26 protein-coding genes are annotated in these 26,569 nt (G+C 37.2%); 18 read left to right on the top strand and 8 right to left on the bottom strand.

Annotation, left to right across the window (positions count from 1 at the left end; translation table 11 throughout):
- Window positions 1–292 precede the first annotated feature (292 nt).
- The 3 genes from QM629_RS00980 (at window position 293) to QM629_RS00970 (ending at window position 3,580) form a co-directional block, all read left to right on the top strand.
- Window positions 293–1,255 carry a helix-turn-helix domain-containing protein gene (locus QM629_RS00980; RefSeq protein WP_415156264.1) on the top strand — a complete coding sequence of 321 codons (963 nt, stop codon included), beginning with the start codon at window positions 293–295 and terminating at the stop codon, window positions 1,253–1,255.
- Window positions 1,256–1,452: 197 nt separating this feature from the next.
- A complete protein-coding gene (locus QM629_RS00975; protein ID WP_415156262.1) occupies window positions 1,453–2,028 on the top strand; it encodes a MauE/DoxX family redox-associated membrane protein in 576 nt (191 codons plus the stop codon).
- Between the two features lie 487 nt (window positions 2,029–2,515).
- Window positions 2,516–3,580, top strand: coding sequence for a hypothetical protein (locus tag QM629_RS00970; protein ID WP_415156260.1), 1,065 nt, complete (start codon window positions 2,516–2,518; stop codon window positions 3,578–3,580).
- A gap of 30 nt (window positions 3,581–3,610) precedes the next feature.
- Here QM629_RS00970 and QM629_RS00965 read toward each other — a convergent pair whose 3' ends face one another.
- The 4 genes from QM629_RS00965 to QM629_RS00950 form a co-directional block, all read right to left on the bottom strand.
- Window positions 3,611–4,966, bottom strand: coding sequence for a TlpA family protein disulfide reductase (locus QM629_RS00965; protein ID WP_415156258.1), 1,356 nt, complete (start codon window positions 4,964–4,966; stop codon window positions 3,611–3,613).
- Between the two features lie 56 nt (window positions 4,967–5,022).
- Window positions 5,023–6,405 carry a RagB/SusD family nutrient uptake outer membrane protein gene (locus QM629_RS00960; RefSeq protein WP_415156256.1) on the bottom strand — a complete coding sequence of 461 codons (1,383 nt, stop codon included), beginning with the start codon at window positions 6,403–6,405 and terminating at the stop codon, window positions 5,023–5,025.
- 33 nt (window positions 6,406–6,438) lie between these two features.
- Window positions 6,439–9,681: a SusC/RagA family TonB-linked outer membrane protein gene (locus tag QM629_RS00955; RefSeq protein ID WP_415156254.1), complete on the bottom strand. Its 3,243-nt coding sequence runs from the start codon at window positions 9,679–9,681 to the stop codon at window positions 6,439–6,441.
- Between the two features lie 85 nt (window positions 9,682–9,766).
- Window positions 9,767–10,030 (bottom strand): hypothetical protein, encoded by a 264-nt coding sequence (locus QM629_RS00950; protein WP_415156252.1) that lies wholly within the window; start codon window positions 10,028–10,030, stop codon window positions 9,767–9,769.
- Window positions 10,031–10,187: 157 nt separating this feature from the next.
- Here QM629_RS00950 and QM629_RS00945 point away from each other — a divergent pair, with 157 nt between their 5' ends.
- The 4 genes from QM629_RS00945 (at window position 10,188) to vapC (ending at window position 11,784) form a co-directional block, all read left to right on the top strand.
- On the top strand, window positions 10,188–10,604 hold the full coding sequence (locus QM629_RS00945; protein ID WP_415156250.1) for a helix-turn-helix domain-containing protein: 417 nt from the start codon (window positions 10,188–10,190) through the stop codon (window positions 10,602–10,604).
- A gap of 20 nt (window positions 10,605–10,624) precedes the next feature.
- Window positions 10,625–11,059, top strand: a complete 435-nt coding sequence (locus QM629_RS00940) for a helix-turn-helix domain-containing protein (protein ID WP_415156248.1) — start codon at window positions 10,625–10,627, stop codon at window positions 11,057–11,059.
- 78 nt (window positions 11,060–11,137) lie between these two features.
- Window positions 11,138–11,377, top strand: a complete 240-nt coding sequence (locus QM629_RS00935) for an antitoxin (RefSeq protein ID WP_415156246.1) — start codon at window positions 11,138–11,140, stop codon at window positions 11,375–11,377.
- On the top strand, window positions 11,374–11,784 hold the full coding sequence (gene vapC, locus QM629_RS00930) for a type II toxin-antitoxin system tRNA(fMet)-specific endonuclease VapC (RefSeq protein ID WP_415156244.1): 411 nt from the start codon (window positions 11,374–11,376) through the stop codon (window positions 11,782–11,784). The genes QM629_RS00935 and vapC overlap by 4 nt, the downstream gene beginning before the upstream one ends.
- A 259-nt stretch (window positions 11,785–12,043) precedes the next feature.
- On the opposite strand, the gene QM629_RS00925 is transcribed toward vapC, so the two are convergent.
- Window positions 12,044–12,265 (bottom strand): hypothetical protein, encoded by a 222-nt coding sequence (locus QM629_RS00925; RefSeq protein WP_415156242.1) that lies wholly within the window; start codon window positions 12,263–12,265, stop codon window positions 12,044–12,046.
- Window positions 12,266–12,273: 8 nt separating this feature from the next.
- Complete coding sequence (locus QM629_RS00920) at window positions 12,274–13,158, bottom strand: Rpn family recombination-promoting nuclease/putative transposase (RefSeq protein ID WP_415156240.1); 885 nt, start codon at window positions 13,156–13,158, stop codon at window positions 12,274–12,276.
- 146 nt (window positions 13,159–13,304) lie between these two features.
- Between QM629_RS00920 and QM629_RS00915 the strand changes: the two genes are divergently transcribed.
- Window positions 13,305–13,517 (top strand): hypothetical protein, encoded by a 213-nt coding sequence (locus tag QM629_RS00915; RefSeq protein ID WP_415156238.1) that lies wholly within the window; start codon window positions 13,305–13,307, stop codon window positions 13,515–13,517.
- Here QM629_RS00915 and QM629_RS00910 read toward each other — a convergent pair.
- Window positions 13,474–14,091, bottom strand: a complete 618-nt coding sequence (locus tag QM629_RS00910; RefSeq protein WP_415156236.1) for a hypothetical protein — start codon at window positions 14,089–14,091, stop codon at window positions 13,474–13,476. The two genes, QM629_RS00915 and QM629_RS00910, sit on opposite strands and share 44 nt — an antisense overlap.
- 271 nt (window positions 14,092–14,362) lie before the next feature.
- On the opposite strand from QM629_RS00910, the gene QM629_RS00905 reads away from it, so the two are divergent.
- From QM629_RS00905 to QM629_RS00870, 8 genes are all read left to right on the top strand, one after another.
- On the top strand, window positions 14,363–15,049 hold the full coding sequence (locus QM629_RS00905; RefSeq protein WP_415156234.1) for a hypothetical protein: 687 nt from the start codon (window positions 14,363–14,365) through the stop codon (window positions 15,047–15,049).
- Between the two features lie 236 nt (window positions 15,050–15,285).
- Window positions 15,286–16,515: a hypothetical protein gene (locus tag QM629_RS00900; RefSeq protein WP_415156232.1), complete on the top strand. Its 1,230-nt coding sequence runs from the start codon at window positions 15,286–15,288 to the stop codon at window positions 16,513–16,515.
- A gap of 210 nt (window positions 16,516–16,725) precedes the next feature.
- The gene (locus QM629_RS00895) at window positions 16,726–17,601 is read left to right on the top strand and encodes a hypothetical protein (protein WP_415156230.1); all 876 of its coding nucleotides are present in this window, start codon (window positions 16,726–16,728) and stop codon (window positions 17,599–17,601) included.
- Window positions 17,602–17,693: 92 nt separating this feature from the next.
- On the top strand, window positions 17,694–17,918 hold the full coding sequence (locus tag QM629_RS00890; RefSeq protein WP_415156228.1) for a hypothetical protein: 225 nt from the start codon (window positions 17,694–17,696) through the stop codon (window positions 17,916–17,918).
- 389 nt (window positions 17,919–18,307) lie between these two features.
- A complete protein-coding gene (locus tag QM629_RS00885; protein WP_415156226.1) occupies window positions 18,308–20,368 on the top strand; it encodes a hypothetical protein in 2,061 nt (686 codons plus the stop codon).
- Window positions 20,369–20,633: 265 nt separating this feature from the next.
- Entirely contained in the window at window positions 20,634–21,047 is a 414-nt protein-coding gene (locus QM629_RS00880; RefSeq protein WP_415156224.1) for a hypothetical protein, read from the top strand.
- Window positions 21,048–21,247: 200 nt separating this feature from the next.
- Window positions 21,248–22,684, top strand: a complete 1,437-nt coding sequence (gene asnS, locus QM629_RS00875) for an asparagine--tRNA ligase (protein WP_415156222.1) — start codon at window positions 21,248–21,250, stop codon at window positions 22,682–22,684.
- Between the two features lie 140 nt (window positions 22,685–22,824).
- Window positions 22,825–23,247, top strand: a complete 423-nt coding sequence (locus QM629_RS00870; RefSeq protein ID WP_415156220.1) for a hypothetical protein — start codon at window positions 22,825–22,827, stop codon at window positions 23,245–23,247.
- Window positions 23,248–23,332: 85 nt separating this feature from the next.
- Here the strand turns inward: QM629_RS00870 and QM629_RS00865 are convergent, their stop codons facing one another.
- Entirely contained in the window at window positions 23,333–24,022 is a 690-nt protein-coding gene (locus QM629_RS00865; RefSeq protein WP_415156218.1) for a VIT family protein, read from the bottom strand.
- Window positions 24,023–24,128: 106 nt separating this feature from the next.
- Here QM629_RS00865 and QM629_RS00860 point away from each other — a divergent pair, with 106 nt between their 5' ends.
- Both QM629_RS00860 and QM629_RS00855 read left to right on the top strand, forming a co-directional pair.
- Entirely contained in the window at window positions 24,129–25,946 is a 1,818-nt protein-coding gene (locus QM629_RS00860) for a CocE/NonD family hydrolase (RefSeq protein ID WP_415156216.1), read from the top strand.
- Between the two features lie 56 nt (window positions 25,947–26,002).
- Window positions 26,003–26,458, top strand: coding sequence for a hypothetical protein (locus QM629_RS00855; protein ID WP_415156214.1), 456 nt, complete (start codon window positions 26,003–26,005; stop codon window positions 26,456–26,458).
- Window positions 26,459–26,569 lie beyond the last annotated feature (111 nt).

The following is a 26,569-nucleotide window of genomic DNA, read 5'->3' as shown; positions in this document are numbered from 1 at the left end:
GGGTATAAACAGCAGTATTCCAAAGATTGCGCGGAACTACACAGAAACAGCGTATAAATACGTTCATCTTTTGTCGTTTAGTTCGGTATCTTTATTTAAAGAAAAAGCAAATCCCGAAGAATCTTGCCGGTTATTTCAGATAAACCTGTTTGCCGTTTTATCTCTCCGCAGGAACGGCTGCTCTGCTTTTCAATTAAGACTTATATAAAAGTGGCCGTGCATTTCTTTATCCCGCCATAACCCTGAACAGCTTTCCGCTTCGCTATTATTTTCACGTCTAACATCAATGTACATGATGAAATTTTCAATTCCCGGGCATGTGCGTGTGCAAACTACCTTGCTGTATAAAGTGCCGGTGCGCTACAAGCATTATAAAATACCTCATGCCGAAGCTGTTTATGCCAAAGGGCCGGTTGGTAATTTTCTCACGCAGGTAATTAAATACGATGACTTTCACATTCAGCTTAATATATTTCATATTCTGCAGGCCGTATGCTTATTGCCGGTTGCTGCAGAGCCTGTAATAGCTCTACACTTTATGCTGGAAAATGATATACCCTGCGAATTAGCGGGTTTTGGGCCTGTGCTGCTGGCAGAAGGATTGTTTCATTTATTCTTTGTGCCTGCGCATAAAAAAAACAAGGCTTTTTTTGAGCAGGGCTTTTACGTTTCTTTCCATGTGGACAATACCCAAAAGTTTATACAGATGCTTGCCGGTAAATATGCTGAATTGGAAGAGGTACTGCAGATGGCATTGATGCATTCGGATAAGGGCGTACGGCAGCACCCGGCATATATTACACCTGCGGTAAGAAACATCACTTTTGAAGATATGCTGAAATGTAAAAAAGAAGAGCCGGAACGGCATTTATTCTTTGAAGCAAGAATTATGGATCTATTATTGGCTTATGTGGATGACGGCAATAAAGGAAAAGCGCAACATGCGTCACGCATGGCTGAAGATATACATGCTTTCATTATGGAGAATTTGCAGCATTGGATAAATATGGAAATGCTCTCAAAGAAATTCAGGATAAGCAAACCAACTTTACAGCATATATTTTATGAAGCATTTCATATTACCATTCACCAGTTTATTATTGAAAAAAGATTAGAGATTGCGCACGAATTGTTGATGAAAGAAAGATTATCCGTAAAAGAGGCTGCTTTTACTTCCGGTTTCAAATCTGTCTCCACTTTTATAAAAGAGTTTTATAAAAAATACAGGGCCACACCCGGTACAACAAAAAAATGATGCCGGAATTTTCTTTTTTGACAATAGATTTTCCTTTTTGACAATAGATTTTTTTGGAAAGAGGCATAGCGCTGCAATAGCTTTGTCTGTTCGATTTGGAATTGTCCCGATAGCTGCGTTATCAATTATTTCTTCGCTAAGGTTTTCTTCAATGGTATATGGATTACAAAACACTTCACGAATAACATGCGGAAATAATGAAAGCCTTTTTTACTGCCCCGGATATTAGCGGCCTCTGCCACAAGTGTTCGATTGACTTAAATAAAGATTTTGCCCCGCTTCAACATAGTTTGGTCATTATTAGTTCAGTTAGTATGAAACGAGATTATATTATCTATACGATTGAAGCATTGCTTTGCCTTTTATTTACCTATGCGGCTATTTCAAAATTATTAAAATATCATCTATTCCGGCTTCAGTTAGGCAAATCACCATTTATAACATCTATTGCAGGGCCAATAGCTTTAATATTACCGGTAATTGAATTGCTGACCGTAGCCCTTATTGTTTTCTCCACTACACGATTATTAGGATTCTATGCTGCTTTGTTTTTGATGACATTATTTACCAGCTACATATTTGCAATGCTGCATTTCAGCTATTACATCCCTTGCGTTTGCGGCGGGTTACTTTCAAAAATGGATTGGGATCAACATTTAATCTTCAACATAGTATTTACAGTGATTGCGTTAGTGGGAGTGATGTTAGAGAGTATGAACAGGCTTATACCGGAGTATCAGAAAGAGCAAGCAATTAAGACTGGTGTAATATGAACATTCTTAAAAATATTATTGCAATAATACCCCTTGCAGGTTTAAGCAAGCAGAAAGGAAGCCGAAAATCTGTTAACAGAGTAGGCGCATTATTAGCTATTAGATGATGAATCGTTATTCATTGTCTAAGTAATTAAATTCAATGATATGTCAGCTAAATTAAAATTGCTCCCAATTTTTGCAATAATTATCGGAGCATCCGCAAGTGCTTTTACAATAGCACCAACGAGTAAGGCCGACCCTACTAATGGATGGTACGGCACCGAGTCCGGCGGGTCAACAACATTCATTCAGACGGCTCGAACTCCCGCACCTGATTTAAGTAGTAATTGCACTTCTACTTCATCAACACTTTGTGCAGCCTATTACGATGCCCAGGGTGTTGCGCATGACCAGGTGAATAATGGCCCATATACTCCTTAGCGATTACCAAGAGATAAAGAGCTATATATAGTTCTTTATCTCTTATTTATTAAAAAATCCTTTGATGAAGCGGGTTGTATTAATAAGGCTTTTTGTGCTGCCTTTTAGCATAATAATTTTGGCCATTGGTATAATAACATTGCTGGCATGGCTTTCTAATAAAGAAATCAATAGGCCAAATGGATTTAAAAGGATTTTCAAACCTGTTGCAACACTGGTATCTTTTCGCCCAATAAATAATCGTCAAATTACATCTATTAGCGGTTTATATAATAATCATCTTTATTTTGAAACAAAAGACCCGTCTGTATTATTTGAAACTAATTTAAAATTAAACAGCTCCGATACACTGAAATTACATCTCACTGCCAGCGAAAAAATTTCTTCGCTATTTGAAAGTATAGTGGATTCAGGTGTGGCCTATCTTTTCGCAAAGAATGTGCCGGCCGTTTTCACGGAAAATCTAAATACAGAAGCTGTAAATTATTATCAATTTCCCTTTGCCATATATAGTCGAAGTGTCATTATTTCGCCAACATCATTTGTAATGCGCGTATTTGACACACTGCGTAATTTTCATGATCAAACCTTGATTAAGGGAAACTCGCTAACCAACCATATAGAACGGAACGATGGATTAATTGAGCGTTATGGAGACGGGGGTATATCTACGGACGGATTACTTCATTATGACAAAAATACAAATCTGATAACCTATATTTCCTTCTATTCTGATAACATTATTTGCTTTGATACAAGTTTTCATATTATATATAAGGGTCAAACGATTGACACCATCCATAGCCAGCAGGCAAAAATTGGAAGCATAAAAGGGCTGAATGATAAAATGTACACTAACATCGCCCCTAATCGCATTATTAATTGGACGAGTTGTGTTTATTCAGGATTATTGTTTAATAACTCAAAAATTAAAGCTGACAACGAATCGAAAAAAGAGTTTTTCAATAACTCCGCTATAGATATTTACTTCCTAAAAACAGGAAAATATTACGGCAGCATTTATATCCCTTTTTTCAGAGGAGAAAAACTTCAACAATTTAAAGTGTTTAAGCATAGCATTGTCGCATTATACCCGGATTATATCGCGCTCTATACAGTCTCTTATTAAAGACATAGTACGAGTACGTTTTTTGAATTTTCATGAGGTGCTTTTCTTTTTACTAATTACAATTATGTCAATCATCCTCATTGCTTCTTTAAATTCTAAACCGTACTTTTCCAATTCATTATTTACTGCACTAATATCAGATAATCTGCAATTCAATTTCAAATCTATATTCCCCTTATATTCTGTTTCATCTAACAATGGCATCGGTGAAAGCTGCATATAATAGGTTGCCAACCGTATCATTAACCAAATCAATGGCTGGTTTTTTAATTCCAAATAATACTTGTTGTCATTTAGAAAAGGCGAACCGCCTTCAGTTGCAAGCTTATCTTCGGTGTTTATTCTCGTAAGCACGAGGCATTTTACGTTACGTTTTTCCAAGTGGGCCTCAATACCATATAGGCTACCAAAATATCGGTTTAAATCACTTAGCATAATATTGTATTTCTCATTAGGATCACCACTACTGCGTGGAATAGTTAATTCATAACAAAAAGCATTTTCTTTCATCCATTCTAAACGTTCCGGTTCATTTGGAAGATTATCAAGTACCTGATGGTTTAAATGATAAAGTGAAGAATCATTAATCTCCCATCTTATTCTATTATCGGAACTAAACTGATAATATCCATGCCCCAATGCCCATTTATAAAGATTCTCTATGGTCATATTTGTTGCTGTAAATCGAATAGAGTCCTGATGAGCCTGACTAATAAACCCTTTTATATATCGGGTTATTACTTCGTGACATAAAATATCTTTTTCATTAATGGGATGATATACCATGCCTCCATTACTGTTTACAGGATTAACTATTTCAAATACCTGATTATTGAAATCTATATTTAGTTTATCATCTGTTTTTAGCGATAACTGTGACATATTGCCATTCAATATTTTCTGGATATTTTCGGAAGTTACTTCTTCATATCCTGTTATGGCTATTACTTTACCTGTCTTGTCAATCCATACATAATGAGGTATGGCAGTATGCGGGAATAATTTGGTCAACACGGTGTCTTCAGTAACGGAAGACGGTAAAATATGAATGACATTACGCATGTTATTGAAAAAATTACTAACTACTTGGCGACTCTGATATGCAATGGGCATGATTTGTAGCTGATTACCAAATGTTTTCTGCAATGAATCCATTACTGGAAATTCCGATACACAGGGGCTACACCAAGTGGCCCAAAAATCAAGTATTAGGAGCTTTCCTCTAAAGTCTGATATCCTTGCTGAGCTTTTTGAATAGTTTACAATATTTTTAAGCTCTATATCCGGGCATTGCTGACCGGGTAAAATACTTTGTGTATTTCCATAAGATGTTGACAACAATATTGCAACAATGCTAATTAGCACAACTCTATTTACCTTATACACGGTATTATTTGTTTAAGTTTAAAATTTAGTTTTATGAAGTTTCTTATACCGGAGGGTTATCGTTGGTTTTGTTGGATTCCACTTATTTGAATTTCCTGGTCTGGTATTGCATAAGTATATCGGTTATCATTGGGTGGCAAAGTATATGTCTGTCCGTTTATTACCCGGGTAAGGGTGACCGCAAAATTTGGGTCTTGATTCAATCGGCGTAAATCCATCCAACGGAGACCTCTAAAACAAAGTTCTTTTCTTCTTTCAGAAATAACTTGTTGTAAAGCGTCAGCGGCATCAGTGGCTGATAGTGGGACATAAAGAACACTATTATCCCATCTTGATTTATATAAAGTGTTTAAATCCTGCATAGCTGCTGAAGTGTTCCCCATTCGCGCCTGGCATTCCGCTCTTATTAAATATATTTCGTCCGTAGCAATTCCGCCAAACCTCTGTACACTCCCATCATAACTACCTTTATATCTGATTGTACCATCTTTATTGGTAAAGAACACTTTTCGTCTTAAATCATTAATGCTATAGCGCCGATACAAATTAGAATCTACTATAAATACATCTGGTCTTAGTATCTGATCATAGAAAAAACGGTATTGATAAATTACCTCATCGTTAAATCTCTGAATAGGATAGCTTACTGTCGTATCCAGTTGGTTATAATCCAGTAGGGAATCGTCTATCTGTAAGCATGAATCCGAGTATAATAAAGCATTGCTAAAATCGCTCATGGTCAGATATACTCTTGCCAATAATGCGAATGCACAGGCTTTCGAGGGTCGCGTTTTGAATAAAGGAAGGTTAGGCAATAATGATGCAGCCTGCTTAAGGTCTGCTATTATTTGATCATAAGTTTGCTGGGTGGTAGCTCTAACAGACTTCGCGTTAATGTCTGAGGTCAAGCGAAGTGGTACACCTAAATCGGTATTTGCAGTGGCTTGATTATATGGTTTGGAAAATTCTTCCTCTAAGCTGTTGAAATGGTCAAAGGCTCTGCAGAATAAAGCGCTACCTTTTATGTTTGCCCAGGCATCTTCTGTTGAAGCAGTAGGGGTAATGGAATTTATTCCGTCTAATGCCACATTAGCGTAAAAAATTCGCTGATAGGCTTTACTCCAATCATTTACATTTTCACCCTCATATACATCTGACGCCCATATATAGGCATTTTTTTGGGTAAAGGAATTTAATGATTGCCAGTCAGCATCCGTGATATGATAATCATCAGACCCTATTTCTCCCAAATCTGCGAGGTAAACATTAAATATTGGGAAAGTGTTATCCAGAATAGCTTGGTAGTCTGAAATAGTGTTGGGAACGACCAGTGATTTATCAGACTTTACGTTTAGCCAATCCTTCTTACATGAGAATGCACCGAGACATATTAATACCCCCAAAAGAAATTGTATAAACGAAAAGAAATTAGGCTTCATTTTTTTGTTTTTAATTGTAAATAACTTGGTATATCAGAAATCTGCTTTTAAGCCGATTGAAATAGTTTTTGGATCGGGAATCCCGCCTTTAGGATAATCAGGATCAATCCCTTGCTTGTTAGCCCGCCAAATGATGCCTAAATTGTTCACGTATAAATAGAGCTGCAATTGGCTAAAAGGAATCTTAGGGAACTTGTCTTTATTAAAGCTGTAGCTTAAGCTGATATCTTGCAGTCGTATATGATCGCCTTTTTCTACGAGAGTCTGCGAATTAAGATAAAAGCCATCCCGCATAGGGTTATCAACTTCGGGCATTGATGGAACGTTAGTATTATTTTCATCGCCGGCCTTTTCCCAACGTTTGATAAAGTCTTTATTTGCATTCCAACTATTATATAAACCATCGTATGAGATAGAGCTTCTTTTGAAATAATAGCCGAGTTTATAACTAATGTTAACCCATAACGAGAAACCATTCCATGAGAAACTGTTATTTACACCTCCAAAGAAAGTAGGTCTGGCTGGACCTTCATATACTATGTCCTCTTGTTGGCTTGTATTAAGTATAGCAGAGTAATCCTCACTCATTTCCCCTTCAAAATATCCTCTGGGATCTCCGGTAGATGGATCGAGTCCTGCCCATTTAAAACTATAAACGCTATATACGGGTCTTCCTTTAATTGGGCTTAATAGGCCCGAACTTCCATCACCATAATAAACGGCATAATAAGCAGGATTTTCAACTCCGAAATGTGTTACCCTATCTGTAGCATAGCTAAAAAGGAAATTGGTAGTCCACTTGAATATCCGATCAATATTTTTTGAAGTTATGGCTACATCTAAACCCCTACCTTTCATGTTAGCGAAATTTCCTCTAAAAGTGTTGGCACCGGTATTAGGATTAACATAACCTGTACTTGGAGCAAGAATATCATCTCCTATTAAATCGTTTCCACGTTTAAAAAAATATTCAAGGCTTCCAGTTAGCAAATCATGTTTTATGCTGAAATCAACCCCAATGTTAACCATACTTGTTTTCTCCCACTGAAGTTCCGGATTTGGCGGGCTGAGAATATTAGCATACGGAAGGCCTGTAAATAATGCAAAAGATAAATAATCAGCCGTTGTGAAAGCTGTCTGACTTTTATCTATGTTACCATTAAATCCATAGGTTGCCCTCAGGCTTAGCTGTGATAGCCAGTTAATATGATAAAATTGTTCTTTGCTTACATCCCATTTTAATCCGGAAGACCAGAGAGGTACAGAACGTTGATTTGCTTTTACACCAAATAGGTTTGACTGGTCTATTCGACCACTGACCGAAACAGTGTATCGTTCATTATAGCTATACGAGGCATTTGTAAAATATGATCTAAAGCGATTTAGTGTACTGGTAATGCCAATATCCATCGGTATGGGCATAGACATGCCTGATGGATAGAGACTAAAATAAGTCAATGGATCTATTAACTGAGAGATGGCTTTATCATTATCATAACCATACAAAGTATTACTGCTGCTATTATTGCCAATCTGCCTTACTTCTATACCACCAATTGCATTAATTAAATTTTTATGCCAATGGTTATTATAATTTATCTGCGCTCTAAAATTATTGGAGATTAAATTTCCGTTTGTCGTTTTAAGAATGTCGCCTGATGGTATATTGCTGATATTAGTCACCTGTCCGTCGGTAACCGAAGCATATTGATTAATTAAATTCCGAACATAATAGGAGTTTTGCTTTGCAAGATTTTGTTGTTGGTTTACTCCATTCTCGTACAAATACTTAAAATCTATATCCAATCCTGGAATCAATGTATATTTTATTCCGGAAGTTATGCGTGTATCGCCTTCCTTAATGTTAGTAGTATTCAAGCCTATTTCCTCCAATGGATAAAACTGCCAGTTTAAAAATCCATTGGCTTCTGCATTCTCTACAAATACTGTAGAATAATCCTTTACAATAGATAAAGAGTTCCCATTATTATCCTTGAAGGCGGCATAAGGATAAATACTCTTACCTCTTGGGCCGCCAGTTATGATTTCGGATAATGTATTATCGAATTTATTATTACTCTGCACATAAATAACACCTATATTAATTTCTAAACTCTTTAATGGCTTGAATGTATTTAAAGAGCTAATAGATATGCGGTGATATTTGCTAAATTTTTCATTTGCTAAATCCTTATCATAAGCTGCTGAAAAGTGGTAACTGTATTTTTCACCTCCGCCATTTACATTAAGAGCATATTGCTGATCAATAGCCTTTTGATAAAAGTATTTTTTTAGTTCATTGCGAATGTCTATGTTTTGAAGCGCATTGATTTGCGCATCGGCTTCGGTGGAAGATATTTGTCCTTCTCTTTGTTGGTTTAAAATTGCAACAACGGGAGAAACAGGAACATAAATAGCGCTACTTAAATCCGCATCATAGAATCCCTGGTTGAACAAGGTTTTCTCGATATTAATGAAATCCTTTGAATCTAAAAAATTAGGATTATAAAATAAATTGGGATCACTTGATGTTGTAATATTAGCATTGATGGAAACGTTTAATGGCTCGTTGAATTCTCCTTTTTGGGTGGTAATAACAATTACACCATTTCCCGCCCTAACTCCCCAAATCGAAGCGGCAGCTGCATCCTTTAAAACCGTAATGGATTTTATATCATTTGGATTGATATTATTAATGTCTCCTTCATAAGGGAAATTATCTACTACAATTAACGGAGATGCATTTGCAAATATGGTGTTTTGCCCGCGGATATTTAAGATCGTGTTACCTCCGGCATCTTTATTAAATACAAGTCCACTTGTGATGCCATTTAGTTTACTGATAATATCAGTTGAAACCCGTTTATTTAATATTTCACTATTTACTTTATAGAATGAACCTGTAGCTCTCTCTTTAGGAAGGTTTTCATAGCCGGTGCTAACAACTATATTATTAACCTGGTTAAGCGCTTCGTCTAATACAATTAATAATGTGGTTGTATTTTCATTTACAGCTATTCTTTTTGTTTCATAACTGATGTGGGAAACGATAAGTGTATCTGTTGTTGAAGTGCGTGTTATAGAGAAAGCTCCATTATCATTTGTTACAGCATATTTTTTAGCGTACTGTAAAGTAAGAGCCGCGCCTGCAACAGGCAAATGGCCGTTTGCAGATATGATTTTGCCTGCGACAGTTTTATTTAAAGTTGCTTCTTGTGCATAGACCCGAAGTAAGGGTAATAGCATGGCAATAAAGCAAAAAAGAGGTCTTCTCATTGCAGTAATTTTTTGGAAGAAATAAATAGGGTAACTATTTGTAACTATTTGCAGCAGTTGTTTAAACCGGGTTGTTTATGCAATCTTAGATGGGTTGTTTGGGCTTCTTGGCAAACTGTGTTTTAAGCAGGCACAAGCCAGCAGCAGTTATATGTTGTAAAGGGTGTAATAATTTATGGTTAACAAACCTGTTTATATGCCACACCATTTTACCTGCAAAAGATTTTTTATCATAAAGCTTTTGTTGCTTTATATCTTCTAAAACAAGTGCATGTAAAACCTTGTGTATAGATTGCTTTGAATAGCCTTTTGCAAGTAAATCTTCGTATAAATTTTCTTCTTTTGGCATGCGAGAGAAAATAAATGATAGCAGCAGCTAACCCATTGAAAATTAGTTTGCCTCATACGAAGATAAATAAGAGAAGGAGTTATTTATAATATTTCAGGTTGTCAATTGCCAGAATCTGGTTGTCTTTTATTAAGTTTGATAAAAATTTGAATACTATATGGAAGAAACAAAAAATTGGGAAAGTGTAGAAGTTTTAGAAGAAAACCATCAAGGCAGGAATGCGCAGCGCATCAGAATTTATTTTGGTATTAAACAAGAAGTTCTGGCTAAAGAATTAGATATATCTCAATCTCAACTTTCTTTAATTGAACATCAGCCGGTAATTGAAGAATCTATGCTCAACAAATTATCACAGGCTTTAGGCGTTTCACCGGATATTATTAAGAAATTTGACGTAGCCCGAGCTATATACAACATCAATAATTATAGAGATACTACAATAAACGGTTCTAATAGTGGAAGTGGCACGGCTCATCAGCATTTAAATCCTATTGATAAAGTAGTTGAGTTATATGAACGACTACTCAATAGCGAACGTGAAAAGCTTGAGCTGTACATCAATAACAAAAAATAATTGTATAAAACATTATCATCATGGAAATCGAATCAAAGTTTTTAGATAATAATAAACACATGGGGCTTAAAATAGGCAGTGTCCGTCGTCTTGTCGGTATTACTCAATTGGAATTGGCTCAGCGTATGCATATAACAAAACAGGCAATTTCTAAGCTGGAACAAACAGAGAATATTGATGACGAACGACTGGGCAAAGTTGCAGATGCCCTTGGTGTAAGTTTAGAAGGACTCAAAAAGTTTAATACTGAAAATGTTCTTTATTATACGAATAATTTTTACGAGAACTGTGGTGTATCAGCAACCAATGGCGGCTTGTTAGCTACCGGAAAAATTGAAAACTTACACAGTTTTTCTGTCGAACAGGCAATGAAGCTTTTTGAAGAACTGTTGAAAATGGAAAGAGAAAAGTTTGAGAAGGTTAATTCTGAAAAAAGGAGAAATAGCAAGAATTAACGGAAATAGAAAGTTGCAAATGAAATAAGATGAGCATGTATCTAAAAACGTTATAATTAATTTATTAAAGCAAATATTATGGAATTTGAAACAATCAGCATAGACAATAGTTCTGGAAGTCAGGCAATCCAAATACCTGCCAGCCTAAAAATAAATGACGACAAAGTGTATATAAAAAAAATTGGCAACAGCCTATATATTATTCCTTTTCACAAGCCTTGGCAAAATTTGTTTGAAAGTCTGGACCAATTTACTGATGATTTTATGCAAGCAAGAAATGAACCCGGTCAGCAAAAACGAGACGATATATTTCTATGAGTTATTTACTTGATACAAATATTTGCATCTACATTATCAAAAAAAAGCCAGTATCTGTTTTCAAAAAATTTGAAGCTATTTTACCGGGCGAAATAGGTATTTCTTCAATAACCCTGGCAGAGCTTTATTACGGTGCAATAAAAAGTTCTAATCAACAGAAAAATTTAGCTGCATTGAATCAGTTTCTTACTCCTTTAAGTATATACAACTTTGACTATGCATCTTGCATGGAATATGGAAGTATAAGAACTGACCTTGAAAAAAAGGAAACGCCTATAGGCGCTTTAGATACGTTAATTGCCGCACATGCAAAGAGCTTGAATTTAATACTTGTAACAAATAACGAGAAAGAATTTAACAGGGTAGATGGGCTTACAATTGAGAATTGGGTAGCACCGGGTGAATAAATAATTACGATGGAAACAATGGTGTCAATATAATGTATCAGGGTTGCGGTGAAACGAAAAATTTAGAGCAACAATTGAAAGAGAGTAAAGAGAAATTACAAATGTTGAAAGCGAATATAAAAGCAAAGAGTAATTAGATGGAAAGTGATTTAACTCAAAAGTTATCTGCTTAGCTAAACAATGCTGCAACTCTAAATTGTACTAAAAAATAAAAGGCTGCCACTAATAAAGGTGCAGCCTTTTATTATAAATTACTTTTCTATTTTTTCTTCTTTAGAGATGCGCGTACTTTTTTTACAAAAGCAATAGAAACTTCGGCGGCGTTTGCAGCCTGTTGGTCATTAAATCCAAATTTATTTATAAGGTTTTTTACAACTTCATAGCTTTTTTGTTCTGCGCCTTTTTCCATACCCTTTTCTTCTGCGGTTTTCAGCACCGAATACTCTGTCCATTTATCCAAAAGGTCTTTTTCGTACAACATATAACAGGTTATTTCTTCAAACCTTTTTTAACCTTTCTTACAAAGTCTTCGGTAACATCTGCCAGCGACGCAATTTTAGCAATGCCAAAATTAGTATTAGAAAGCAGGTTTTTTACAAATTTTTCCTTACCCTTTTCAATACCCTTTTCCTCTGCAGTTTTCAGTACAGAGTACTCAGTCCATTTATCCAAAAGGTCTTTTTCGTACAACATATATTCCTCCTTTTTTAAATTGGCTACTTCAGCAATCTGAAACAGCTTTTGAAATACTTTCTTATCCAAAATTACAGGAATTTTATTCAATTTCCACATATTGCGCAGCACATACATCCAGCCTTCAAGATCAGTTTTTATTTCATTTTCTTCCAGGTTAAAATTGGGCAGTTCCAAAAATATAAATCCCAATTTGTTATAAAATGTATGGCCGGTTTCTTCTTCTGCCAGCCGCACACGGTGCAGGTATTTATCCTGTGGCGTGCTATCAAAATTAAAATCCATCAGCCCTATAAAATACACTTCCTGCAATTCAAAATTCCAATCCTTTTTGCCTTTTGGTGCTTGCTCATATAATTTACTGGCGGTATAAAAGATAGCCCTGTCTGTAAAAAACTTTTGGTCGGCACGCTGCATTTCAATGATAAAAGTTTCACCATCAGCGCCGGTGCAGGTAAGGTCAAAAATCGTTTTTCGGTAATGTTTTGCAGGAGCGCTATTTTCCTGCTGATTATATACCAGGTCACGTATTACTTTGCGGCCTTTGAAGAGCTCGTTGAGGAAAGCAATCAAAAGGTCTTTATTTGGCTCGGAGCCAAATATTTTTTTGAAACCAAAGTCAGTTAGCGGGTCAATATACCTGCCTATTGGCGCAGCAATCTTTTTTTGTGTTTTTGCCATAAGCAAAAGTAGCTGCTTCACCAGGTAATTTATCGGAGAACTTAACTAATTATCCTGTCTTTAGTAATTTTCAAACTTATAATGCAAATAAAAAAACCATTCAAGTAATTTATTAAAATCCTGTAACTTTCATTAAAATTTGTATCATGGAAGGCGGTGAACAAAACCAAGGCTCAACTCAATCATCAGAGCAAAACCAAGTAACAACTCAGAACGAAACAACAGGTTCTGATCTAGGCTGGGATTTCGAGCGTGTAAGATCTGGTGATCGAGTTTGCAAATCCGAAAATCCGAATCGTGGTGATTCCTTTGAAATCAAAGGTGGCAGGGCCGGAAGCTGGATAACAGAAGATAAATAACCACGAAAATAATTGGTGAGGCAATTAATGCGCGATATGCGATGCGAAACCAATACCAGCGCCAGTCGTTTATTTTCCTGTTGTGAACAATTCTCAGCTGGCAATCTTCAATTTCATTGACGTATAAGAATAATTTGCGGTCATCATCTTTGATTTTTTTATTGAAAAAATTACTATTAAAGAATACCTCTGGTCTGGCGCCTAAAACGTAATAATTTGTAGGATAGATATTAATACTAAAAACAATTGCAACCACAAGAAGGTATATTGCACCGATAGATGTTGCAATAAGCATATTATCCCATTTACCGGACTTGTCCCACCTATCAATTGAATAACCAACCACAGCAGCAAATATCCCAATGGCGAGTGACAAAAAGCCGCTTGCTTTGTCGGTGATAATCTTGTTTGTTTCCAAGGTGTCAGCCAAGGTCTTTTCACCATGTCCAAGAATAAACTCTGCTTCTTCTTGTGTGATCTGCTGTAAATACTCGTGAGAGATGCTCCATAGTTCCTGTGTTGGGTTTGGTTTACGGGACATAAGCTTTTTGCTACAAGTTAAAATTTCTTGCAAAAATGGCAATTATGTTGCTTACATTTTTTTATATGCAAGACCATTTGTTCTATAAGCCGTACCGGGTTGTCTAGGCTTAACTGGTCATCCAACGTAAAAAAGTAGGTTTGATTGCGCCTGGTGCCTTCTATGAATTGCATACTTCTTTAAAGCAATAATTATACGCTGTTTACTCTATTCACATCATGTGTATATTTGGTTGAGTAATGAGGTTCTTTTCACAAACTCCCGTTGTACGCAACTTGAGCTCAACACCCAAATTAACTTTGTAATGGACGAAATATTTCATGTAAATGTTGGAAGCTACACAACGGACACACATAACGTGATTGTTTTTAAAACCCGGCTTTGGCCCTATATTTTGATGTCTCTTAAATGGCTTATTCGACGGAGTGGCATTCCTTCAAGTACCAATCTCCAAAATGGCTTAGGATTAATAATAATAAACAATCTTGCAATGGCAATTGAAGGACTAATTACAGATATAATTATAGACCATTTAGATAATTACAAACCCCAAAAACCAAAATTATTTGATGAGTTAAATAAGAGAGGTTGGCGGTTTAAAAAAGACACATATAATAAAACTTTCAAAAAGCAATTAGAAACATATTCATCCTATAAATCAATCGAAAATTTGTTTCTTCTAAGAAATAATATTGCTCATGGAAAAACACATCTTGAAACTAATGAAAAAAAATTGGCTACGGATGTTATAGAAAAAGTGAAAAGCGTAGATAACAAATATCAACAAGTAAGACTGTATTTAATAGAACAAAATGTTATACGAGACAAAGATGTTTCGTCAAATGCCGATGTGCTTTGGACATTTAATATTAGCAAATTCTTTTTTGAAGAATCATTGAAATTTATACAATCAGTTATCCACGGAAACGAATCTTCTAAAAAAGTGGGAATTGAAAAAGAATTCCAAATGGTTTTGCATAATAAATATTAGAAAGTTTCGTACAACAACGGCATTGTTAAAAGCGTAGCCGGACAGAAGTAAACTCAGCAATAGTAATTCTATTTAACTGCATATTCCGCGTGACCGAACGCTATTGAATTATTATTTTTATATTCAACTTTTGTATTTCAATTTGGCTTTAGTTATCGGCTGATAGGAATGCTAATAGCACGCCTTCAGCAATGCTAAGCTGTTGTATGCCATTTTTAGACAGATACTACTAATCAATGAAACTTTACACAGGAAATTACTTTGACAGCTTTTCGGAAGAATACCGAAATAAGATTTCAGGTGAAATTAATTCTCAGACAGACGCTTACATTTTAAATGTAAACATTGATGATTACACAGCTCATCTTATTCAAAAATATATTCTTGATGTTCCGGAGTTTCACTTTGACAAAGTTTATGTGGATACTGTAGAACGAGATATTCCAGGTTCAAGGTTTCCCCAACACGAATTTATGATAAGCGACACAAGCAAAATGTTTCGCAAGGAAGTTATTGTATACCATATACCTTATACTGGAAACATAGAACTACTTCAATTGCGTCCCAATCCTATGACTTTAATGAGCTATGAAGCCAATTTTGATACAAGACAAAAGTGCATCCTTATTGAGATAATAAATTTTTACAATGACCCTGAAAGAATAAAAAGTCAATACAATCAAGAGGTAAATTATTTGACAAGTAATTACGGAAATATCAGAAGTAATTGCGAAACGCTTAACAACGGACTTGAAGCAACAATTAAACATTCAATTGACTTTAGGAAACAACAAATACTTCAGAAGAACAACCTACTGTCATCGCTTGGAGTTCCAATTAAAAAGAAAGACGGAATTGCCGAAACATTTTCTATACCTAATCCAAAACTCAAAGAAAAAATTATAGTAAAGCCAATAGTTTATGAGAAAGACTTCAAACCAGAGCCTGCACTTGATGACAACAACTATCAAAAAATGTTAAAAATCATAAATGATGTTGGAAAGAATTTTGAGAGGTTGCCTTCAACATACAAGGGAAAAAGTGAAGAACATATTCGTGATCACATTTTGCTAATCTTGGACCCAAATTTTGAATTAGGAAGTGCAAGCGGTGAAACTTTTAATAAAATTGGGAAGACCGATATTTCGTTACGCTATGATAGTAGCGTCGTTTTTGTAGCAGAGTGTAAATATTGGAAAGGCGAAAAAGTATTTATGAAAACTATTGACCAACTTTTAAGCTATCTCACTTGGAGAAATTCAAAAGTTGCTGTCATTAATTTTGTTCAGAATGCTGAATTTACAGGCGTTTTAGAAAAGGTAAAGTTATCTATCCAGATGCACTCTAACTATTTGAAGGAGCTAAGACAAAATGATGAAACTTGGTTTAACTTCAAATTTCATCTTAATGGTGACAGAAATAGAGAACTTGATTTAGCAGTCATATCTTTTCATTTGCCGAAATAAAACGGCATATAACTAAGATTCGATGCGTACGAAGTATGGGCAATGAAAGCGATGTTGAACGAAACCTGCGGTTGCTGATATTGTGTCATGAAGAAAATAAAAATTAATAAATTAGTAATAACATAATATCTGCTACTTCAGATAATGATAGAATAAGGGTTAATTAATATGGATAAGATTTTAATGATTTGAAGTTTAATAATTTGTACCATGGGTTTAGTGTACATTATTTTATCCTCAATTTTTTTTCAACCAGATAAATATAATGACCCTAAATGTAACGAGCTAAATTTTGCAAAGTTCAAGTATGTTGGAAATTTTGTAAAATGGATTATAGGGAGTATTATTATTTATGTATTTGTCGCTTATGTAAATGATACATTTAAGAATAGGGAAGTTGGTATTGAAGAAATGAAACAATATGATACCTACGTAAATGACGTACTCAGCAAAGATTTAGAAACCAAAAAAACCTATGCATTATATTATTCAATAATTACACCAAGTGATACGTTGCGTAAAAGATGGAAAGCTTATTATGACACGCTCAGTGTTGCCACCACTGAATTACAAAAAATTAATGACAAATTAAATAGTGACAGTTTATCTGAACATGAAAAAAAAGAACTGTTATATCAACGAGATTCAATTAAAAGTAAAATTCAACCAAAGCAAGTAAATGGTCAATCAAATAATGAGGATATAACATTATACAGGATTGATTGCACTTTTCATGACATAAAAGATTTTATGAATTATCCATTGCAATTTGAAATTTACGATGATGGTTCTCCAATTTTTATAAAAAATTTCAACCAAGGCTTTTTTTATGGTTATGACATGCGAGGATCGTATAAAGCAACATTCTTTTTAACAGAAACTAAAAGTACTCTCAAATCTCAATCTCTACATTTTTCCATACCCGTTGAGCCAAAAAGCAATCAGACATCCGTAAAAATTAAATGTGATTTTAAGTTTTACTACTACAATAGCGACAATACAATTTTAAACAATCAAGTATTTGAGGTATTCCCTGGGTTAAGAGATTTGAGTGGTTTTATTCCTCTATGGGATAAAAAGATTTAGATGCTTTCTATACTAATAAAGTAATACTTTTTATAATAAAAGCCAGAACATTGCTAAGTAAATAAAAACTTGAGTAATCTAATTAACCAAAGATGGGTTCAGTAAAAATTTTTATATCCTATGCACATAAAGATGAAAAATTAAAGAACGAATTATTGGATCATTTAAGCGGATTAAAAGGAAATAGAATTTTATGTCGTACATCGTCTTGCAAGGCGGACGATGCATTTCTGAACCGCAATGTTCTTTCCGGCTCACAAAGTAAGGCTAAGAAACATTGCGGCGAAGGAAAGCGGATTTCTTCTACTGAGGGATAAAAAGATTTAGTAGAATAATTAAAAAATTCCTTGTTCGGCGTAGTCTCCATGACTACTACGCCTTGGTGTGATCAAATCTTTAATTTGAAGTAGCGCTTTTGTTTTCAAAAAAGTTTTATAGTTTAGAAGTTGAATGGCGATAATTGATTTTGCAATGTGAAGCCAGTGAAGCTATGCTGCTGGGCCCGGTCAACTCATAAAAGAATTAGCTGAGGAGGAAGCTATCCAAGAAGCAGATACGCCTTTTTTGACAATACCCAATACATTTCATGAAGCATCTGATGGAATAATTGGCTGCACAGTTTCAGGAACAACTTTAACTATAAGATACACAACTGCCCCAGCTAACGGAACAAATAATCTAAGTAATTATATCATATTAAGTAATTATGAAAAAACTTCTTACAATATTATCTTTTCTATTTTTCTTTTTTAATTCCTACTCGCAAGATACTATAACTAAAGCACTTGCAAACCTTACTGCGGTTGATGCTATTAGTGTTAAGAAAGCAGGTATGTGCATCATACTCCCGGACAGCGTGTACGGCGGCGGTAATTTTATTTTAGCAGACACAACCGGATTGATAGCTGATACGGGTACAGTATTTAAACTTCCAAGTACTGAAAGCCTTTACTTGAAAAGAATTATAAACCCTGGAGAACGAACTAAAGCTGTATGGTATGGAGTGGTTGCTGACTGTAATTATTTTGGGTCAGGTACAGATAATGCACCGGCATTAAACAGGATGTTTGCAAGTTTGTATAGGGTATGGCAACAAACACGAAACTATGGAAGTGTCGAATTGCCAACGGGAGCAATTGGAATAAAATCTAATGTGTATATAACGAACGGTTGCTATGTTTCAGGTAATGGCACAGCGGAAAGTAGCACATACGGAGTGACTAAGATATGTGAGTTAACGGGTTTTTCTGGGAATGCCTTGTTTCAACTGATTCCAGCAACAGTAGCATCAAGCGGGCGAAAGTATTGGGTTGGTTCAATAAGTTCTCTCGGGTTCCTTGGAAACAGAAATAATTCAGCAGACAGTGTTTGGGGTATGTTAATACAAGATACAACCGGTGATTTACATTCTTCTGTTGCTGATAAAACAAACTTCACAGACCTTACATTTACTTACAATTCCGGCGGTGGTATATATTTTACAGATGCGTCAGCTCCAGGAAACGTTACTGATTGTAAGTTTATATTCACTAACGGGCCCGGCATACGATATGACAGATATAGAGGTAACGGAGAGATTAATTTTACAGAATGTTTTTTCAGGGGTTGCAGAGACAATGCCTTTTATTTTAAAAATTTACAATGGCATTCGGGGGTTATAAACATTAAGAATTGCGGGTTTGAGGATACGAAAGTAAATCAATGGAGTGCCGGCACTATCTATCAAAAAAACTCAATTTATTTTGATTCCTGTAGAAATCCTAAAGTGAATTTGGACGGCATAGTTTCTGCATCTACATTGTCAGACACAAGCGGTTTGCCAGTTGCTGCTGGGGATTTTATAGCTCAAACAACACCAACCGGTACAAGCATATTATATAACAGAACAAATATTAGCTGGAAGGGCGTTACGCTTGAATGGAAAAACAGTGGATATAGTGATACCCTTCCACGACCAAGCCTGATAGCAGGTTATAAACTTTATGTTGACACAGTGCAAGAAGGCGCATGGCTTGACAGGTTTAATCCTGACAGTTTAAAGTATGTAATAGGCAGAACTACGCAATGGAGTGGAAGCAGGTCAATAGGTAATGGTGTGCAGATATATCACAAAGAACCATTACTATCTTTATTTGATTCAACTGGCAATACATATTTTAGAAACTACATTCTTAAAAATACAGGCGGCCATTTTTTTCTTCTCAATTTAAAAGATACAAGTGCAACTCCTGATACAATATTTAATACATTATCTAACTCTTATTCTAATTTCTATACAAACCTCAAAACAAGAGGCGCCCTAAAGATTGGTTTAACGCCTGCGGGTGCATCTGCTACTGATAGTATATTAGTAAAGAATACAACGGATAGTACAGTTAAGGCAATTGCACCATTACCAACGCTTGCATCAGGATCATATACTTCTATGCTAACAAATACAACAAACATAACAAGCAGCGCATTAACGAGTGCAACTTATATAAGGAATGGTTATGTTGTTAATGCAAGGATAACTGGCACGATTACACCTACATCTGTAAGCACGCCAAGCACGTTAACATTCACATTACCAACAAGCACACTTACATCTGTAACACAATCAAGTGTAGGTACTATTACAGTAACAAGTTCTGACGGAATAGTAAGTTATACAAGCAACTTGGTTGATGTTAATCTGGCAAATGGTACAGCAATATTTGTAAGTGATGCGGCTGCAACAAGCGGAAACTTTGTTATTCAAATCCAATATTTCATTTCAAATTCTTAAATATGAAATATTTAATTTACTAATAATATGGCAATGACTTTTTCTTTTTGTGGAAACACCACAAAAAGATATATATAACCAGAAGCTGTAAGTAAACACCAGCAATAAATTGAAATAGTCAATATTTAATCTGACAGTTGGGATTAATTTCGCTTTGCCGCAATGTCTCTTAGTCTTGCTTATATGCAGAGGAAGGACATTGCAGTTTTCATTGTAACAGGTCTTCATCATATAGCCACAGTTAAGCATGAAACCATGCACTATTATGTATAATTTATTTCTTTACAACGTGGCGGAAAAACAGAAAAAGATTCATCGCGGGGAAGTTCTCAGGCAGGTGGCTGCTGAGAGTGACCTTAGTATTACGCAGATCACCAGGCGGGCAGGGTATAAAACCCGCGGCAGTTATTACGACCATATAGAAGACGCTGATCTTTCTTTTGAAATACTGGAAAGGTACGGCAAAGCCTTACACCATAATTTCAGGGAAGATTTTCCATCAATGCCGGAATACAGTTTTGAAGAAGCGCCTTCGCCTTCTTATAAATCCAGGCCTGCCACCCTGGAGGAAGCCTTTGAGATAATAGAATACTGGCGCAGCCGGTTTTACGAGGAACTGGAGAAAACCAACAGCCTGCTCGAACAACTGAACAGGGTAAGCAAAGCAACTGAATTGTAGCCTGAAAAACCCCTGCTGCTTTGCGAAGCTTCCACACTTTGTAAGGCCCATACGTGAGGCAAGGCAATGCAGCAATTTTAAATTTTACTGCAAAAGAAAAACCATGGCCCATGTTTTCATTATTTACCGTATAGCTGCCGGAATAGGTTACCGCATCTCCCTCCTAAACTTTATCTTTGCGCTCCTTTTTATAGAGCATTATGTTTAACAGGCGAACAAAAATTAAAGAATTGCTGGCGGCAGAACCGGCAAACCAGGAAGTTACCGTAATGGGTTGGGTACGCACTTTTCGCAACAGCCAGTTTATAGCATTGAACGATGGAAGCTGCAACCAGAATTTACAGGTAGTTGCCGCACTGGGCTTACTGGATGAGGAAACCCTGAAACGCATTACTACCGGCGCTTCCCTGAAGGTGGCAGGCGCATTAGTGCCAAGCCTGGGCAAGGGCCAGAAAGTGGAGCTGAAAGCAACCGCTGTTGAGATTCTGGGTGACAGCGATGCGGAGAAATATCCGCTGCAGCCCAAAAAACACAGCCTGGAATACCTGCGTGAGATAGCCCACCTGCGTTTCCGCACCAACACATTCGGCGCGGTGTTCCGCATTCGCCATTCACTGGCATTTGCCATTCACCGGTTTTTTAATGATAAAGGTTTTGTTTATCTGCACACGCCCATCATCACGGCCAGTGATGCAGAAGGCGCCGGCGAAATGTTTCGCGTAACTACCTTGCCTTTCAATAACCCGCCACGCAATGAGGACGGCAGCATTAATTTTAAGGAAGATTTCTTTGGCAAAAGCACCAACCTCACCGTAAGCGGACAACTGGAAGGCGAACTGGCAGCCATGGCTTTCAGCGATATTTATACGTTCGGGCCCACCTTCCGCGCAGAAAACTCCAACACCACCAGGCACCTTGCCGAGTTCTGGATGGTAGAGCCGGAAATGGCTTTTTATGATATTGAAGACAATATGAACCTGGCGGAAGAATTCATCAAATACATCATTAAATATGCGATGGATAATAACCGCGAAGACCTTGAATTTCTTGCGCAGCGTTTGGCCGATGAAGAAAAACAACTGCCGCAGGACAAACGCAGTGAATTTGGCCTGATGGAAAAGCTGGCCTTTGTTTTAAACAATGCATTCGAGCGGATTACTTATACAGAAGCCATAGATATTCTGCTGAACAGCCCTGCTTATAAAAAGAAGAAATTCCAGTACGAGGTAAAATGGGGCATTGACCTGCAGAGCGAACATGAACGCTATCTGGTAGAAAAACATTTCAGGAAACCAGTGATCGTTACAGGTTATCCCGCAGCCATCAAAGCATTTTACATGCGCATGAATGATGATGAAAAAACAGTTGCGGCTATGGACATTCTTGCACCCGGTATTGGCGAGATTGTTGGCGGCTCGCAACGTGAAGAGCGTTATGAGAAATTAACAGCCCGCATGAAAGCCATGCAGGTGCCCGTTGAAGAAATGCAGTGGTACCTTGACACACGCCGCTTTGGTTCCGTGCCGCACGCCGGCTTTGGGCTTGGCTTTGAGCGCATGGTGCAGTTTGTAACCGGCATGACGAACATCCGCGATGTGATCCCTTTTGCACGCACACCAAAGAACTGCGAGTTTTAACACCTGTTAACAAAAGCGGTTAATAACCTCTTAATATAACCGCTTCACCTCAAACCGCTTTGCTCCAAAAAATAATTGTGCAAACTTAGCGTCAATAAAACAAACATGCCTATAGCACACGGTTACACTGAATTTACATCATGCACAGCAACTATCCTGTCAGTCGTAACATAGCTATAGCAAAACAAATCATACTGTTTGTTGCAACAGGCTTATGCTTATCGTTATTTACTGCCTGTTCAAAAAATGATGTAACAGCTACAGGCAGCAGCACAGTGGTAAATTCTACAGGCGGCGGCAGTGAAATAGTTCATATTGAATCGGCTGACGGTACAGAAGCCCTTACATTTCTTGCACCGGTTTCGTACAGCACTTTATTATTCAGCAGTTCCAAGTTAAAAAGCAGCACTACATATAATGTTTACATCGGCGGCAGTGTATCGTCAGGAACGGATTTCTATGGCTTATACACCAGCGGCACTTATACAAAGGGCGCCGCCGGTACAACATTTACAACAACCGAATTATTAACTCAAACAGGAGGTACAATAAGCAACGGGTAAAAAGCAAGCATTTATTATTTGTGTGTGATTAAAGGTTGCCGGGTGAATTCTTTCACCCGGATTTTTTTGTGGCACAGATGCGTTTTTATGAATCGATTACCCCGAATATATAACCTGCCAACGCAGTAATGGCCATTGCTATCGTGCCCCATACGGCAACCCGCATAACAGCCTTTGCAACAAAAGAGCCGCCTGTTTTTGCAGCTACAGCGCCTAAGAACATCAGGAATAATATTGAAAATATATACTGGCAAACGATCATGTTTTTCAATGGTGCAAATACAGCTACCAGGAAGGGTAATGCAGCGCCCGCAACAAATGAGCCGAGTGAGGCAAGCGCCGCCTGCAGAGGCCTGGCCACGGTAACTTCATTAATGCCCAGTTCATCTTTTGCATGCGCTTCCAGTGCATTATGACTGGTTAATTGTGTGGCCACCTGCAGCGCCAGTTGCTTATCAAGGCCGCGGCCTTCATATATTTTGGCAAGCTCTTTTAATTCAATTTCAGGCATTTCTTCCAGCTCTTTTTGTTCCCGTTCAAGATCAGCATGCTCCGCATCTTTCTGTGAGCTTACCGATACATATTCACCTGCAGCCATAGACATGGCGCCCGCCACCAAACCTGCCAGCGCTGACAGTATAAGTGTTATGCGTTCAGGGCTGGCGGCTGCCACGCCTATTACAATGCTTGTGGTTGATAATATGCCATCGTTAGCGCCAAGCACCGCCGCCCTTAACCACCCAACCCGGTTTATATAATGCTTTTCCAGTTCCATAAACATATATTGTTTAAGCCTGCGAATTTAACTGTTTGGGTGAGTTGTGAACAGTGATACACAATCTACTGTTCACAGCTTACGCTTTACGGCTTACATTAGCAACATGAAATATATACCTGGCTTTTTCTTTGCCTTATTAATGATGCAATTGCATGCACAGCCTGCTGACAATACGGCTTACATAAAAGACAATTACATTAAAAAAGAGTTTCGTATAGCCATGCGGGATGGCATAAAGCTTTTTACCGCCGTGTATATTCCCAAAGATTCTTCCCGGCCATATCCCATACTTATGCAGCGCACACCATATTCGGTGGCGCCTTATGGCGAAGATAATTACAGGCGAAGCCTTGGCCCCAATGCACGCTTCATAAAAGAGAAATACATTTTTGTTTACCAGGATGTGCGCGGCAGGCATTTGAGTGAAGGTGCGTTCCAGGAAATGACGCCGGCTATTGACAACAGGAAAGATAATACGCAGGTGGATGAAAGCAGCGATACTTACGATACCATTGACTGGCTTTTAAAAAATATGCACAACAGCAATGGAAAGGTGGGCATTTATGGCATTTCGTATCCCGGTTTTTATGCAACCGCTTCTTTGCCCGATGCGCATCCGGCGTTAAAGGCAGCTTCGCCGCAGGCCCCGGTTACCGATGAATTTGACGGGGATGATGCCAACCACCGCGGTGCATTTTTTTTAATGGACAATTTTAGTTTCCTGAATTTTTTCGATGCGCCCAGAACCGGCCCGCGTCAAACAGACCCGCCTGTTGATTCTACGCTTGATATAAAAGACGTATATGATTTTTATCTGAAAACAGGCGCCCTGCATAACCTGAACGATCTCTATTTTCACAATCAGTCAAAAATATGGAATGAGTACCTGGAGCATTCCACAAAAGATGCGTACTGGCAGGCTAGAAATATTCGCGCACATTTAAAAAACGTAAAACCGGCAACCCTGGTAGTGGGCGGCTGGTTTGATGCAGAAGACATGTTTGGCGCTTTAAGCACTTACAAAGCCATTGAGCAGCAGAATGCAAAAAATAATAACCGCCTGGTGATGGGGCCATGGACGCATGGCGCGTGGGAAAGGCCTGAATGGAGCCGTTTTGCAGGTTATGATTTTAGCGGCGACCTTAATGCAAAATACCAGCAACTGGAATTTGATTTCTTTAATTATTACCTGAAAGGCAAAGGTCATTTTAATGAAGGAGAAGCTACCATTTTTATAACCGGCAGCAATGAATGGAAAACATTTGATACATGGCCGCCAAAAAATGTACAGCATGCAACCTGGTGGCTTGATAAAGGCCATAAGCTTTTATTACAGAAAGCAGGCACTTCCGGGAAAGATGAATACGTATCTGATCCCGCCGATCCTGTTCCTTATATTGACAAACGCAGTGATGACCGCATGAATGAATACATGGCTGCCGATCAAACCTTTGCTTCCAAACGCCCTGATGTGGTGTATTATACAAGCAATGTTTTACAAAATGATATTACATTACTTGGCCCGGTTACTGCTAACTTATCTGTTAGTTTAAGCGGAACGGATGCAGATTTTATAGTGAAGGTGATTGATGTTTTGCCGGAAAGCAATGTGCAGCAATTGGTGCGTGCAGAAGTGATGCGCGGAAAATTCCGCAATAGCTTTGAAAAGCCTGAACCGTTTGTTCCCAACCAGCCAACAAAGGTTAAACTGGAGTTGAATGATGTGGCGCATACATTCTTAAAAGGCCATCGCATTATGATACAGATTCAAAGCTCCTGGTTTCCGCTGGTTGACCGCAACCCGCAGCAGTTCATTAATATTCCTACTGCATTGGAGAGCGATTTTAAAAAAGAAACGATTACGATTTTGCATGATGATATGCATCCTTCGTTTATTGAGGTGGGTGAAGCGATGAAGTAAATGCGTAAATAAAATTTTCTTACCAAATAGTATAGCAGAATAAAAAAAGTAATAAAATGGATATACATGATAAGATATTATGGTGGTTCATCCTTAATGACGAACCCCTATCTTCAAATGAAGCAAAAGAAAAAATTGGTTGCAAAAATGATGAATTGATTTGGCACATGGGTCGCATGAATCGGAAGTGGTTTGCGGGCTTGTATTGCACACCTCCGGGACGTGTTTATTCATTACACAGCGAATATAAAAAGAAAATATTAATTTTTTTAAGTGAGGGGCGGTTCACAACACTTAATAAGAAGTATGCAAAACTTAATTATACTACACAAGACGGGGCAAAAGAAGAAGTTATACTGGAAATAAAAGAGTTAATAGAAAGAATAGCTCAGGATTCAGAAACCAAAGTGGAAGATATTTCTCTAAAGGTTGTCGATAACAAAAGCAGAAATGTTACTATAAAATTAAGCGCAAAAACATTATTGTTGACATTAATGGAGAGTATAAAATAGATTGTGTAAACGGATTTAAGTAACTGCATTTAAAGCCGGCATCTGTTTTCAAAGATAGTTAAGAATTGATGGAGAATGAACCCCCAATTTTGGATGGGCATACTCCATTTT

The sequence above is a fragment of the Parafilimonas sp. genome, from assembly GCF_047606085.1.
GTDB lineage: Bacteria > Bacteroidota > Bacteroidia > Chitinophagales > Chitinophagaceae > Parafilimonas.
Note: the sequence above shows the minus strand (reverse complement) of the source record. Positions and strands in the feature narration are given on the sequence as shown.